The sequence below is a fragment of the Nanhaiella sioensis genome, assembly GCF_046557775.1.
GTDB classification, from domain to species: domain Bacteria; phylum Bacillota; class Bacilli; order Bacillales; family SM2101; genus Nanhaiella; species Nanhaiella sioensis.
Genome location: NZ_JBKAEG010000001.1, coordinates 4,694,083 through 4,709,136 on the forward strand (window position 1 = coordinate 4,694,083; position 15,054 = coordinate 4,709,136).

Here is a 15,054-nt window from a genome sequence, read left to right on the forward strand (position 1 = left end):
TATAAATTAACTAAGTAATGTATTAGATCAATTTGGAAATACTGTTTACAAGTAAATTTATTGAAGGTGGACGAACTTATGGTATATTTTCTCTTTTTCATTGCTGCATGTTTTACTATCTTTCTAGCTGTCCAGTTGTCAAAACATGCTGATATTATTGGAGAAAAATCAACTTTAAATGCAGCGGTGTTAGGGTTAATGCTTGGTGGAGCAACATCGTTACCTGAAATCACAACGAGTGTGACTTCTATTTTTATTGAAAATCCAGATATTGCAACTGGAAATGTACTAGGTAGTAATTTATTTAATTTATTAATACTAGCTCTCGTTGATCTCTGGTATCGAAATAAGCAGATTTTTAATTACTCTAGCAAAGAAAATGGTTATACAAATGTCCTTGTAATGACGCTTTCAAGTATTATTTTTATATCACTTTATATAAGAGTCCCAAATCATTTCTTTTCAATTGGAATAGATACGATTGTGTTAATTAGTGTTTATATATTAGGCATCGTACTGTTATCAAAGCTTAAAAAACCACAGCTAGAAGTAGAAGTTCAAGGAGAATCAACTAAATATGCACATGAATCTTTAAAAAAATCTGTTCGAACTTTCATATTGACTGCTTTTCTTATTCTGCTTTTTGGTACCCTGTTAACTATTACAGCAGACCAAATAGCTACACTAACCGGCATTGAGGCTTCCTTTATAGGATCATTTTTAGTAGCAGCAAGTACGAGTTTACCGGAAGCAGTGTCTATTGTCGTTGCGGTGCGGCTTGCAAACTATGGCCTTGCGATTGGTTCAATACTCGGTAGTAATATCTTTAACATACTAATTTTAGTGTTTACTGATGTTATGTTTAGAAGTGGTAGTCTGTTGTTCTATTCTAGTCCAAGCCATATTTATACTGTATTAGGAACCCTTATCCTTTCAATCATCACATACTATGCAATATTAAGAGAACGCTCTATAAATAAAGTTACATACGTTTTGCCAAGTTTATTCGTCGTTATATGTTATTTTATCACTAGTTATGTTATTTTTAGTAAATTATAATAGGCTCACTTTGTAGCTATTGTTAAAATTAATACAAGAATATATGTTTTTGACAATACCTCAGTGTCTAAATGTAATACTTGAATTTATGCAGCTATTGTCGTTCAAAATACACCAATAATTAAAATTAATTCTTCAAGTTCCGTTAGATACATACATCTAGAAGGAGCTTAAGCAGAGGGTTAAACTTAACCAGACAATAAAGGCGTGTTCAGCTACAATGAACAACTAATAAAAAACAAGCCTTCAAAATTAATCAGATGAAGGCTTGTTTTTATTGTCAGGCTCTTTTTTTTTTGGACCAAATTAGTATATTAGGTTATCGAGAAAAAATGCCACGAACGTATTATAGGTGTGCATTTTCATAGTTTGAAAAGCATCCTATTATTTTGTAAATACATCATTTGATCACGCATCAGCTACATCAATTAGACGTTCATTCTACGCTCTTCAGCGTACACAAGCTTGCCGTTGATAAACGTTTGCTCAACTTTATTTCTTAAGTCAAATGGGTCTCCGCTCCAAAGTACGAAATCAGCGTCTTTCCCAACTTCAATAGATCCAATCTTTTCTTCCAACCCTAAGTGTTTTGCAGCATTTAACGTAATAGCTTGTAAAGCAAGCTCTTCTGTTAAACCATATTTCACAGCTAAAATAGCACTAGTCATCAAGTGATCTATGCCGACAACTGGGTGATCGGTAGTAATAGAGAATGGTACATCTTCATTAGCTAACGCTTGAAGTGTGTGCCAACCTTTATCAGCAAGTTCAATTTTTGATCGAGAAGACATTGTAGGTCCAACAGCTACACGAACATTATGCTTAGCAATGAAAGGAGCAATTTTATGACCTTCTGTACAGTGCTCAATCGTAAGGTCGATGCCAAATTCATTTTTTAAACGTAATGCAGTTACTATATCATCAGCACGATGTGCATGAACACGTAATGGAATTTCTTTATTAAGTACTTTTGCAATATTTTCTAGCTCAAGTTTACGATCAACCTTGCCCTTTTTCCTATTTTCAATATAATTTTGCGCCTCAATTAATTTTTCTCTTAACAGTGCAGCTGTCCCCATTCTTGTTATAGGCAAAACACCTTTACCACCATGAAAGCGTTTTGGATTTTCACCCAGAGCAGCCTTTAATCCCGACGGACTTTTGACTACCATTTCGTCAACGATATGGCCGACCGTTTTTACGATAACCATTTCACCACCGATTACATTGGCACTTCCGGGCATGATTTGGACAGTTGTAACTCCAGCAAGACGTGCATCATTAAATCCCTTTTCAATAGGATTAATACCATCTATTGCTCGAACTTGAGGAGTTGACGCTGCGCTTACTTCGTTGTAATCTTGTCCTTCTTTACCAATTCCCTCTTCATGAATTCCTACATGTGTATGGACATCTATTAGACCTGGTGTAATAACTTGGCCTCTAGCATTCACAACCTCACATCCATCAGGAATAGCAATATCATTTCCAATTTTTACGAATTTCCCGTCCGAAACAATGATTGTGCCTTCACTTAATTTTGTTCCATTACCAATATAACCATTCACATTTGTAATTGCTAACATCAAAATCCTCCTAAAATATCAATAAAATAACTTAATTGTTCTATTAATCATATTTTTCTATCTATATCTTATTGATCATAATGGATATTTGAAATATTGTAAATAGATTGCAACCAGCCGAATCTATTAACTGTTTGCTGTCATTTTACTATAAGAAAATGAGATTCTGTGCTAAAAAAGTTTCCTCGAAATATAACGAAAATGATGCAATTTTAGCATGAGGTTTACGCGTAGCACTGATGGTGTTACTATAATGACTAATTCGTTTATTGAGGACTAGATTCTTCGCTATAGTATTGAAAGGAATAAAAGCAAAGCAAAAAAACCTAAAGTGGAATTATGATAAATAGGCAAATTCTTGTTTTATCTTTGGGTGACTTCAGTTAGTTGATACTCAAAAGCTCTTATCATCGTTAATACTGTATTTGAAATTTTGTCGCTACAATTTCAACAATATACCGTTAAAAGGTGTTTTTATCCAAGATCCTGACTTTTCACGAAGTAAAGATGCAACGAAACGATTATTCTATAGTAAAAAATCAACATGGAAACAAGCTTTTTATAACAATAATAGACATTGGAGAAAAAACAATGAGGATGTTAGCTAAAAGAAAATTATTGTCTTTTACACCGATTCAATTGATTGTTTTTTATTATACAGTTGCTGCGGTCGTATCAACAATTTTACTCATGCTTCCTATCGCTATAAAAGATGGTGTGGAATGGTCATTTATAGATGCTTTATTTACTGCTATAAGTGCAATAAGCGTAACAGGGCTAACTGTTGTGTCAACTGTTGACACATTTAGTGTTCCAGGGATTTTTATCTTGGCATTTATTTTACAATTTGGTGGCATTGGTTTAATGACCTTAATGACTTTTATGTGGATGTTGTTTAGAAAGAAAATTTCATATCAAAACCGAAAGCTCATTACTTATGACCAAAATCGCATTACATATAAAGGGCTTGTCATGTATATTAAACAAATTTTATTAATCATAATCACGATTGAGACGTTAGGTATGCTTATTTTAGGCACATATTTCTTAAAGTATTATCCTAATTGGCAAACCGCATTTTTACAAGGTTTCTTTGCTTCAATTAGCGCAACGACGAATGCGGGATTCGATATAACAGGGAGTTCTTTAGTACCATATGCAAACGACTATTTTGTTCAATTTATATATATCATTTTATTAATTGTTGGAGCAATTGGCTTTCCAGTCTTGATAGAACTGAGGGATAGTTTATCTTTTATGAAATGGAACGAAAGGTTTCGTTTTTCACTATATGTAAAGCTCACTACACTTACTTTTTTCATTTTAATTGTAGTTGGAGGACTATTGATTTTCATCTTCGAATTTAATCATTTTTTTTCACATAAATCGTGGCATCAATCACTGTTTTCTTCTTTGTTCCATTCTGTGTCAGCAAGGAATGGTGGCCTAGCAACAATGGATTTAAATAATTTTTCAACTGCTACTCAGCTTACATTGGCTATGCTTATGATTATAGGTGCATCACCTAGTAGCGTTGGAGGAGGGATACGTACTACGACATTTGCTATTGTGATTTTAGCGATGTATGCACATATTAGAGGGCAAGGATCAGTGAAGATATTCAAGAGAGAATTAGAAAAATATGATATTGCAAAGTCATTTGCCATTGTAATGATTGCTTTCTTCGTTTGTGCAAGCTCTGTTGTAATCTTGAGCATAATTGAACCATTTTCATTAAAGTCGATCATATTTGAGGTTTGTTCAGCGTTTGGAACGACAGGATTATCTTTAGGGATTACACCTAGTTTGAGCAATGCTGGTAAAATAGTCATTACTATCCTTATGTTTATTGGAAGGATAGGAATTTTAACTTTTATTTATTCAATATCTGGTGAGCAAGAACAAGAACAGTATCGCTATCCTAAAGAGTATGTCTTAACTGATTAATAAGCATAAAGATTTGTGTGTATTATGCTTGCGAGAATAGAATGGGTCTTTCTTTATTTGAAAAAGACATCGTTTGTACCCCTTCCAATCTAAAAAAATCTCATGAAATATAGTAATCAACGTGCCTAGCTAGAATCAGACGATGTGCCTTTTTTTCTTTTTTTCTTGTCCTTAACATTAATGTCATCGTTTATACTTAATTTACTTTAAGCAGCACAATCTTTAAGTGAGGAAGGTTAGTATATATAAGCTGATTGATAGCTATGATTTTTTTGCCAGCAAGCAGTAGTGGTATACCGTGTAGTTAGATATGGAACAGGGTGGAGGTGTTTACATTTATGAAAATAGGTGAACTATCTAACATAACCGGGGTTAGTGGTAAATAGTATATTTTGTTGCACTATGGATATATGCTTTCATACAACACTTGGTTAGAAAAACACTCCTACATAAAGAGGAGTGTGTTTCTTGCTATTGCAAGTTTAATAGTTAACGATGATCTTCTAATAATTCCTTAACGTCATCTACCTTAAAGTCTAGTAGGATTTCTTTTTGCAATACACGTTTTAAAGTTTCAGCTACATTATTGTTGACATCTAATAAATCACGAATCGTTACTAGCCTTTGCGATTCAAATGCCGCCACAGCAGCTTGGATTTTTTCGCCTTCAGCATTCATTATATGTGCCAACGCTAACTCCTCAAAACCAACTGTAACTAATAAAAATAATAGAACATTCTCTTTATCATAATCAGGTAAAGTAGGTGCAACAGGCATTCCCATTATTAAATCCCTCCTTCTTTATTGTATTGTCTTACACTACATTTGTATGTTGATTGATAGATATTGCTTGTTTAAATGTCTATTTCTTTTTAAGGGAAGATCAAATTGTATTTTTGTACTAGAAACTTACTAGTAGCAATTTTTTATAAGTGTAAAAAAAAACTACAATAGAGGGAAATCGGTAAACTTCCCGAATATATTAATTAATATTTAACTTTGTAATCAATTGTCTTATATCATAAAGCTTATTGTTTAATAGGATTTGTTGTTGATTTACACAAGTAAGTGTACGCTGAACACTTTCAGAAATAGCAAGTAACTCAGTTGTGTTAATGGTTTGATTCTTAAAAGCAGTAAATGCCATCGTTACTTTATTAGCTTCCGCTTCCATAAGTCGTGCTAAAGCTATTTCGTTTTCTATAAGAGCTTGTAATAAAAACCATAATGTTTGATCCTTATCTATATTTCCTAATTCAGGAATAACTGGTAAATTCATTTGCAATCCCCCTTTCATTTATGAGGAATTTTATTTAGTACTAGAGGATAAAAACAAAATGTGTTATTGCAGTACTAGTCAGGAATATTATTGAAAAAAAATTTAAGTTATATTTTGTCAAAGATTCAGTGCCTATGAAGTACTAAACATACTCTTTAGAGTATTTTATGGAGAAGGTTACTATTCGCTTGTGCAAAAGGCTAGCATTGAAGGATTGTTTGAAATTTAAGGCTCTTTTCGACAACATAGTTGCTATTCATCCTAATTTACGGTGCAACAATTAAATTTATGCAGTTGCCATGATTATAAATGCACCAAAGCTAGGATTATACGTATTTATTATTTATTTTCTAGTACAAAAAAGTATAATTAATGTGAAAAATGTATAATTAAATGAACAATGGGAGATTAGCCAAGATAGAAACAACCTTTCTTACTATAGTTCATTCTTTTGCTAAAATAATACAGAGATACAATCACAATACAAGTTATTCACGAGGTAAATAAGTAGAAAGTGAGGCTATTGGATGAATGCAATTCGTAAGGAAATTGTACAATTTTTAGATGAAAATGTTTCAACCTTTATACAGTCTTGGAGACAACGTGTGCTTATTTCAGATAGTGATATACATAAGGAAGAAGTTATTAATAACGGTAAAAAAATGTTTCAGTTAGTTAAGCTTAGATTGGAGAACGCATTAAGTGAGGGAGATGTGCGAAAATTAGCGTACAAGGTAGCTTCAGAAAGAGTAGAAGCGAACATTAATATTGGAGATTTAGTATTTAATGTTAATGAAGGACGCAAAGAAATTAATAACTGGATTATCAGCTCAGGGTTTCCCTACGACCAACTCATACGAATTTTAGAAGAAATAAATACAATTTTTGATCAATTCTCGTATTACACAGTAAGGAAATATACAGAAATTAAGGAAGAGCAATTAGAGGAGAAAACTCTATTTATAGATCAAACACATAAAGAGCGCTTAACCATTTTAGGGCAAATGTCTTCAAGCTTTGTACATGAATTTAGAAATCCGTTAACAACCGTTATTGGTTTTACAAAGTTAATTAATAATGAATATCCAACGATAAAATATATTGATATTATCGAACATGAGTTACATCAATTAAACTCACGGGTGACTCAATTTCTTCACGTATCAAAAAAAGAATTAATAAACGGTGACAAATTTGAAGTTTCCTTGACAAGATTGTTTGATGACCTACTAAATTTCATTTATCCAAGCATTGTAGATGGTGATGTTAAAGTTACTAAAAATATTCATTCTGATATTAGTGTTTTTGCAAATAAAGAGGAGCTTAGGCAAGTTTTTTTAAATATCCTATTAAACTCTATAGACGCATTGCAATATGTTAGACACACAAAAATAATGAATATTGACTGTAATACATCTGATGGTAAAGCTGAAATTACTATTTCAAACAATGGGCCTGCCATTCCTAAAGAGATCATTGCTGTGATTTTTGAACCGTTTTTTACGACTAAAGAATTAGGCACTGGAATTGGTTTGTATATTTGTAAGAAAATAATTAACAAACATGAGGGAGAGATTAGTTGTGTTTCTGATGAAAAGTTAACTACATTTTCTATTAGACTTCCTTTGTTTGTCAAAAAGGATAGAAGCGCCATTTCATAATAATTAGTTGAAGTATAATAATGTTTTGTTGTTATGGAAAAAAGCTCAGAGTGAATGAGATTTCCTCATAGGGTAACCGAAAAATACAAGATTTATCAAGACAAGGAATGTTAAAAACAAACCTTTTTCAATGGTAGCTTAATACTACTGCTTTCTAGTTATTAAATTTATAACAACCTTAATCAAAGGTTGTTTTTTACATCGTGTTTAATTTAATTCTTTATTTCTATTTAGTAGCAACTCAGAATGAACAAACAGATTATTAGTAACAAAAAATATAATACTCAACTATTAACATGAAGACTAGGAAAATAAAAAAATACCCGATGGATAAAATGTTGAATTAACTGGGGATAGCGGAATTAGCGAACGAGTCATGAAAAGGGGCTTATTATCGATGGTGTAGCTAGGAAATGAGTGGGGGAAACCGCAAACCCGTATGTCGGTAGTTTAATGAGACGAGTTGTTAACAGAAAAACGCATTTACTATCTTTCAATCTAGAAAGATGGTTTAAATCCATCTGTTTTAGTATTAATAAGAGGAGAGAGTATGTTGAGAAAAAAATTGGCCATTATCTTATTTGTTATGGGGGTTTGTATAATAGAATTGGTGTATTTTATGACTCAAGCTAAAAAATATGTTTCATTAGCACCAATTTCAGTACATGTAGTTTTATTAACTATGGCAGGAATCATAATATTTAAAGAAATTTCAAATTTAGATCAAAAAGCAATTACTAGCCATTTCGTTAAGAAAATAGGCCTTAGTATGTTCATATTAATATTTCTGCCTATTAGTTTTTTTATGACAAAGCCAGAATACTCATTTGTTCAGGCACAAAAGGAGGTTGCGGATAACGAATTCGTTACAATTGTACACAATAACAGGAAATCAATAGAGGACAAGGATGAAGGGATCAGGTTTTACGTAATTACATGTACGAAAGATGGTGAAACTATATCTTTTTTATTTAACCCTTACGATGGATCATATGAAGAACTTCAAACAAACCCTTAAATTAATGATGTTAACATCTGTATCTAGTTTGTCGAATGCCTATATGTATTTGGCTTAGACCGATAAACTAATGAATTTAACCCAATAAAATTAATTTTTGACCTATAAATTCTTTAAATTGCCCGATAAATACAATTTATCTGCGCCTTCAGTAATGCAAATAAGCAGCAACCTGGTGATGTTCGACATCGCCCGATTGCTTAGTAAGGATGAAAGTTATTTTTTTATCTTTTATGACGTTGTTCGCTTTTTTACTCGACTTCTATTCTAGTGAAAACATCTATCATTTATATACTTGCGTCATGACTTTATCTAATACCTTCCGTTGTTCTTCAAAAATACTATAGTATTTTTTCTTCAAAACATCAAACTCTTCTTTCCCAGCATTCGTTAATTGATACAAATAAATCCTCTGTCTCTTACCTTTAATATGAACTTCTCTAGTTAGTAGGCCATCTTCAGTCATTTGAGCAAGCGTATTCAGAAGCGTTGATGGGGCAGGGCACCACTGGCCACCGAGCGTGCGAAATTCTTTTTTAAATTGTTCACTATACATCGTTAACCTCGTTGTCAACAAATACAATATATAAAATTTAACAAATTGAGCTGCACTCATATTTAAGGCAAATCGTTTTGGCTCACTAGACTTATCCATATTATCCCTCCTTTTATAAAATTATACCATATTACTACTTAGTAGCAACTCAGAATTATATTTTAAGAGAGTGTAACCAAGAAAAATCATTTTCATCTTAGAATGTCAAGTTTTTGTATTATTCATTAAACGATGTATAGCACTGCGTAGTAGCTGACCTAATTTTCCAGGCTTACAATTCTAAACCGATGTTAGATGAGTTATATGAAAAAAAGATGAGACAACGTGTATTGCATACTTGTTCTCAGTCGTTAAAAGAGAATAATACAGTAGAACATATTTTCATCTATAACATATGAAGACCGTTCAACCTTGGATGAAATATACATACCAATTTGTTTACAAAATTCGTTGCAAACTAATAAATTCCAAGTGCTTAATAGCAAGAAACCTATAAAGCCACAAAAATTAACATTCCTATCAATTTAAGTAAGACGTAAATTCTACCATTTCGTTACACTCGTTCATAATCAGTTCATAATCAGATGATAAATTGTAGTCAGATAATTTAAAGGAGTGATTAACTAGATGCTTAAGCATGTAAAAAATCCAGATTATATACTCATACTTATTATTCTATTAGCTGCTGTACTGAACATTTTTAACATATGGACAGATGATTATGTCAATCCATATTACACTGCAGCTGTGAACAGTATGATGCAAAGCTTTGAAAATTTCTTTTTCGCATCCTTTGATGCTGCAGGCTATGTAACAGTGGATAAACCTCCAGTTGCGTTTTGGATTCAGACCATTAGTGCATTTATTTTTGGATATGATGGTTGGAGTGTCATATTACCACAAGCACTAGCTGGAATAGGCTCGGTAATATTGATGTATGTTCTCATAAAACCATCTTTTGGTACCACAGCAGCTAGAATTGCCAGTTTAGTCATGGCATGTACGCCTATCGCAGCAGCTGTGAGTCGTACGAATAATATTGATAGTCTTTTAGTATTTACGTTGCTTTTAGCTACTTGGTTATTATTTAAAGCTGTGAAGAATGAAAAGGCTCTATGGCTCATTGGTTCATTTGCTGTAATTGGCATAGGGTTCAATATGAAAATGCTTCAAGCATTCATGGTTTTACCTGCTTTTTATTTATTTTATTTGTTAGCAACAAAAATTGATTGGAAGAGGAAGGCGAAAGTACTATCTGGTGCAACAGTTGTTTTATTGGTCGTTTCATTATCATGGGCGGTCATAGTTGAATTTACTCCAGAAGAGAATAGGCCTTATGTTGGAAGCAGTCAAACAAATTCCGTCTTAGAATTAGCTTTCGGTTATAACGGGATTTCTCGCTTAATTGGCTTACAGAAAGGCGGTTCTGATGCTGTATCTATCGAGGAAGGAAATGGTACCCCTCAACAAATGTCACCAAATAGAAGTAGAGGTGGTATGCCTGGTGGGGGACCACCAAATGGGCAGATGACTCCAGAGATGGAAGAAAGAATGAAAGAAATGCAAGAACAAATGGAAAGTGGAGAAGGTATACAAAGTGGTAATAATCCAATGATGGGTGGCGCTCGCCAAATGGACGATACTGGTGAACCTGGATTGCTAAGATTATTTAGTGCAGCCCTATCAGATCAGATTAGTTGGTTCATTCCATTTATATTGATAGCAAGTATCGGATTGCTTATGAAGATGAGAACCTTACGAAATATAACACGAGAAAATAGCCAAATATTATTTTGGTTATTATGGTTTATACCTATAGCAGCCTTTTTCAGTGTAGCATCCTTTTTCCATTCATACTATCTCGTCATGCTTGCTCCTCCAATAGCTGCACTTACAGGTATAGGTTGGATGGAATTAGTAAAATCATATCTTAATCATAATGGCTGGCAAAAATGGCTCTTACCAATTGCTATTTTAGTTACGACACTATTTGAGCTATACATTTTGATGGCAAATGTAATAGAAATTGGATTTGGATTACCTTTAGTTGTTGCTTTCTTAGGTATAGGTTTGTCATTAGCATTGTTTATAATGAAAAAAAATAATAAGTTCTCATATCTTACATCTATAGCTAGTCTTCTAGTCTTATTAATTGCACCTTTCTATTGGTCAACGACACCGATGCTTTATGGTGGAATGGCTATGCTTCCGGCGGCAGGACCTGATATAAAAAATACTCAAGGTATGGCACAAATGATGATTGGTGAAGCTGACCCGAAAACAATCGAGTATTTAACAGAAAATAATACAGGCGAAGAGTTTTTGTTTGCTACTGCGAAAGCAACTACGGCAGCTCCATACATTATCGAAACAGGTGAGGCAGTAATGGCTATGGGAGGATTTAGTGGAACCGATTCAATTTTAACGGTTGAACAGCTTAGTGACATGGTCAAGGAAGGGAAGGTTAAATACTTTATATTGACATCTGAAATCATGGGTAGAGGTTCGGGTGTAGAAGATTGGATCAAAGAACATGGCACGGAAATTCCTAAGGATCAATGGCAATCTACTTCTAATGAATCCCAAATGAGTGGAACGATGACGTTATTCAAAATTACGGAGGTGGATTAAGCCGATGAATGAGCATGTTAGGTATTCAATTATTGTCCCAGTCTACAATGAAGAATCTGTTATTCATGAGACGTACCGTCGTTTAAAAGAAGTTATGGAAAGTACAGCCGAAGTTTATGAATTATTGTTCGTCAATGATGGTAGTCAAGATAACACTGCTTCTATAATAAAAAATTTCTATGAAGATGATCCATCAGTAAAGCTAATTAATTTTGCTAGAAATTTTGGTCATCAAATCGCAATTACAGCAGGGATGGATTATGCAAATGGTGATGCCATTGTAGTGATTGATGCTGACCTACAGGACCCACCTGAATTAATTTTACAAATGATAGAAAAATGGAAGCAAGGATTCGATGTGGTATACGCAAAACGGATCAAACGCGAGGGAGAAACGCTCTTTAAAAAACTAACAGCAACTTTATTTTATCGTGTATTAAGGGCTTCAACAGATATTGATATTCCTGTTGATACAGGTGATTTTCGTTTAATAGATCGTAAAGTATGTAATGAGATGAAAGGGATTCAAGAAAAAAACCGTTTTGTACGAGGTTTAATAAGTTGGGTTGGGTTTCGACAAACAGCTGTAGAATATGTACGAAATGAACGGTTGGCTGGGGAGACAAAATATCCATTAAAAAAAATGCTTAAATTATCGTTAGATGGCATTACAACCTTTTCCTATAAACCTTTAAAGCTAGCAGGCTATACAGGTGGATTTTTATCCATCACGGCCTTTCTATATATGGTATTTGTTATCTACCAAAAACTATTTACAAATAGTACAGTAGATGGTTGGGCTTCACTTATCATTATTCAACTGTTCTTCAGCGGCATTATTCTCATCTTGTTAGGAGTGATTGGCGAATATATTGGTCGTATTTACGATGAAACAAAGAATCGTCCTCTATATATTGTTAGTGACAGCTATGGTGTAGAACGGCATGAAAGAAAAGTCACAAGTAGTGTTGTTCATGAATAACAAAGGAAAACGTTTTCTGAAATTTAGTATTGTTGGTGGGATTAACACAGGCATCGATTTTGCAATATTTTCACTATTGATTGCTATGGGCATGAATTATTTAATAGCGCAAATCATCTCCTATGGAGGTGGTTTGCTTAATAGCTATTTGCTTAATAGGTCATGGACATTTCAGCAGCAAGGAAGAGTTGAAATAACCGAGGTTGTTAAATTTATCTTAGTCAACTTTATAACTATAGTCATTACTTCAATCCTACTTGCATTATTATACAACGAATTAAACTTGCCATTATTATTAAGCAAATTGATCGTGACAGGCTTTGGTGTATTTATTAACTTTATTGGCAATCAAATTTGGGTTTTTAAAAATTCTGAAGAAAGAGGCGAAAGTGTATGAAGATAAAAAAAGCAGTCATTCCAGTAGCAGGGCTTGGGACACGATTTTTACCAGCAACAAAAGCTCAACCTAAAGAAATGCTCCCAGTAGTTGGTAAGCCTGCAGTGCAATATATCGTAGAGGAAGCAGTTCAAGCAGGTATTGAAAGTATTATATTTGTTACAGGAAAAAACAAGAAATCGATTGAAGACCATTTTGATAAATCTACAGAGCTGGAGCGTATGTTAGAAGAAAAAGGAAAAATAGCTCAATTGAAGGAAGTACAGTCTATATCATCAATGGCAAATATTTATTATATTCGTCAAAAAGAGCCATTGGGCTTAGGACATGCGGTGCTTTGTGCAATGCAATTTATTGGGGATGACCCATTTGCAGTCTTACTAGGTGATGATATTATGATTTCTAAACCTCCAGCGATCAAGCAAATGATGAATGTATATGAAAGAACTGGCGTTCCGATCGTAGGCGTGCAACAGGTGCCACTTGCAGATGTGAGTAAATATGGAATTATTAATCCAAGTAATAAAAAAGACGATGTTTATCATATTCATGATCTAATTGAGAAACCCGATTTAGAGCAAGCCCCTAGTAATTTAGCTATATTAGGAAGGTATATTTTAAATCCTTCCATTTTTCCTATTTTAGAAACAATTGAAAGAGGAGCCGGTAATGAAATACAGCTGACAGATGGATTACGACACGTTTGCAAAAAAGATGGACTAATGGCCATTGAGCTGCAAGGGAATCGATATGATATAGGAGATCAGCTGGGATATACAAAAGCTATAGCAGAAATTGGGCTTCAAAGACCCGAATTAAGATCAAAGCTTCTAACCTATTTTGACCAGCTTCTAAAAAACGAATATCAAAAAAAGGAGCTGATCAAATGAAAGCAGTATTAGTAACTGGGGGAGCTGGATATATTGGAAGTCATACAGTTCAAGAATTGCTGCGGCAGAACATGAAAGTCATTGTATTAGATAATCTGTCTACTGGTCATAAAGAAGCTGTTAAAAGCCCTTATTTCTATATAGGTGACATCGCTGATGATGAATTACTTCGTGATATTATTTATACACATCAAGTTGATTCAATCATACATTTTGCTGCTAAAAGCTTAGTTTCAGAATCATTAATTAAACCTGAAGGGTATTTTCGTGAAAATACTTTTAAAACGTGTTCTTTTTTTGAAAAGGCTATACAATATGGTGTGAAACGAATTGTTTTCTCCTCAACAGCTGCTGTTTACGGAATAACAGAAAATGAACCGATAAATGAAATGTCTACAATAAAACCGATTAATCCATATGGTGAGTCCAAGTACTTTACAGAACGATTTTTATATTGGCTAGGAAAAAAACATAAAATACAATGGATCGTTCTACGTTATTTTAATGCGGCAGGAGCCTCTTTAGATGGAGAAATTGGTGAAGATCATCACCCGGAAAGTCATCTTATACCATTAATACTACAAACCGCATTAGGAAAGAGAGAATTTATTTCTGTGTTTGGAAATGATTATCCAACATTTGATGGTACGTGTATTCGTGATTATATTCATGTCATTGACTTGGCAAATGCACATATCAAAGCGTTAAAAGCTTTGTTCGAGGGTAAAATAGTTTCAAATATATACAATGTAGGTACGGGTAAAGGATATTCAGTTGCAAATGTAATCGACGTAGCAAAGGAAGTTTCTAATAGAATTATTCCCATCGAATATGAGGCAAGAAGAGAAGGAGATCCACCTATATTAGTAGCTGATAGTACTGCAATACAAAAACAACTAGAGTGGAAACCAGCATTTAGTGACCTTAGAACGATTATTAACAGTGCTTGGAATTGGCACTTTAACCATCCGAACGGTTATGAGTGAAAACTTAATTAAACAAATATAAAAATATACAGTATAGGCATTGTAAAAGTAGGAGGGGAATA

Annotated in this window: 13 protein-coding genes; 9 read left to right on the forward strand and 4 right to left on the reverse strand. The window is 33.5% G+C overall.

Features of this window, described 5'->3' with window-relative positions; translation table 11 throughout:
* The first annotated feature begins 78 nt into the window (after positions 1-78).
* The gene (locus V1503_RS22195) at positions 79-1,059 is read left to right on the forward strand and encodes a sodium:calcium antiporter (protein WP_410629184.1); all 981 of its coding nucleotides are present in this window, start codon (positions 79-81) and stop codon (positions 1,057-1,059) included.
* A 428-nt stretch (positions 1,060-1,487) separates the two neighbouring features.
* Here the strand turns inward: V1503_RS22195 and V1503_RS22200 are convergent, their stop codons facing one another.
* A complete protein-coding gene (locus V1503_RS22200; protein ID WP_410629185.1) occupies positions 1,488-2,645 on the reverse strand; it encodes an amidohydrolase in 1,158 nt (385 codons plus the stop codon).
* A gap of 591 nt (positions 2,646-3,236) precedes the next feature.
* Here V1503_RS22200 and V1503_RS22205 point away from each other — a divergent pair.
* A complete protein-coding gene (locus tag V1503_RS22205; RefSeq protein WP_410629186.1) occupies positions 3,237-4,592 on the forward strand; it encodes a TrkH family potassium uptake protein in 1,356 nt (451 codons plus the stop codon).
* Between the two features lie 489 nt (positions 4,593-5,081).
* Here V1503_RS22205 and V1503_RS22210 read toward each other — a convergent pair whose 3' ends face one another.
* Together V1503_RS22210 and V1503_RS22215 are read right to left on the reverse strand one after the other, a co-directional pair.
* Entirely contained in the window at positions 5,082-5,375 is a 294-nt protein-coding gene (locus V1503_RS22210; protein ID WP_410629187.1) for an alpha-helical endospore appendage domain-containing protein, read from the reverse strand.
* Positions 5,376-5,574: 199 nt separating this feature from the next.
* Entirely contained in the window at positions 5,575-5,871 is a 297-nt protein-coding gene (locus V1503_RS22215; protein ID WP_410629188.1) for an alpha-helical endospore appendage domain-containing protein, read from the reverse strand.
* 527 nt (positions 5,872-6,398) lie between these two features.
* Here V1503_RS22215 and V1503_RS22220 point away from each other — a divergent pair.
* Positions 6,399-7,532, forward strand: a complete 1,134-nt coding sequence (locus V1503_RS22220; RefSeq protein WP_410629189.1) for a histidine kinase N-terminal domain-containing protein — start codon at positions 6,399-6,401, stop codon at positions 7,530-7,532.
* Positions 7,533-8,085: 553 nt separating this feature from the next.
* Positions 8,086-8,550 carry a hypothetical protein gene (locus tag V1503_RS22225; protein WP_410629190.1) on the forward strand — a complete coding sequence of 155 codons (465 nt, stop codon included), beginning with the start codon at positions 8,086-8,088 and terminating at the stop codon, positions 8,548-8,550.
* Positions 8,551-8,833: 283 nt separating this feature from the next.
* Here the strand turns inward: V1503_RS22225 and V1503_RS22230 are convergent, their stop codons facing one another.
* Entirely contained in the window at positions 8,834-9,205 is a 372-nt protein-coding gene (locus V1503_RS22230) for a PadR family transcriptional regulator (RefSeq protein WP_320258554.1), read from the reverse strand.
* Positions 9,206-9,733: 528 nt separating this feature from the next.
* On the opposite strand from V1503_RS22230, the gene V1503_RS22235 reads away from it, so the two are divergent.
* Genes V1503_RS22235 through galE form a run of 5 tightly spaced genes read left to right on the forward strand, consistent with a single transcriptional unit; the run spans position 9,734 to position 14,992 of the window.
* A complete protein-coding gene (locus V1503_RS22235; protein WP_410629191.1) occupies positions 9,734-11,737 on the forward strand; it encodes a glycosyltransferase family 39 protein in 2,004 nt (667 codons plus the stop codon).
* Between the two features lie 4 nt (positions 11,738-11,741).
* Positions 11,742-12,719: a glycosyltransferase family 2 protein gene (locus V1503_RS22240; RefSeq protein ID WP_410629192.1), complete on the forward strand. Its 978-nt coding sequence runs from the start codon at positions 11,742-11,744 to the stop codon at positions 12,717-12,719.
* Positions 12,682-13,116 carry a GtrA family protein gene (locus V1503_RS22245; RefSeq protein WP_320258552.1) on the forward strand — a complete coding sequence of 145 codons (435 nt, stop codon included), beginning with the start codon at positions 12,682-12,684 and terminating at the stop codon, positions 13,114-13,116. Before V1503_RS22240 ends, V1503_RS22245 begins: the two co-directional genes overlap by 38 nt.
* Entirely contained in the window at positions 13,113-14,006 is an 894-nt protein-coding gene (galU, locus tag V1503_RS22250) for a UTP--glucose-1-phosphate uridylyltransferase GalU (RefSeq protein ID WP_410629193.1), read from the forward strand. The genes V1503_RS22245 and galU overlap by 4 nt, the downstream gene beginning before the upstream one ends.
* Positions 14,003-14,992 carry a UDP-glucose 4-epimerase GalE gene (gene galE, locus V1503_RS22255; RefSeq protein ID WP_410629194.1) on the forward strand — a complete coding sequence of 330 codons (990 nt, stop codon included), beginning with the start codon at positions 14,003-14,005 and terminating at the stop codon, positions 14,990-14,992. The genes galU and galE overlap by 4 nt, the downstream gene beginning before the upstream one ends.
* The last annotated feature ends 62 nt before the right edge of the window (positions 14,993-15,054 follow it).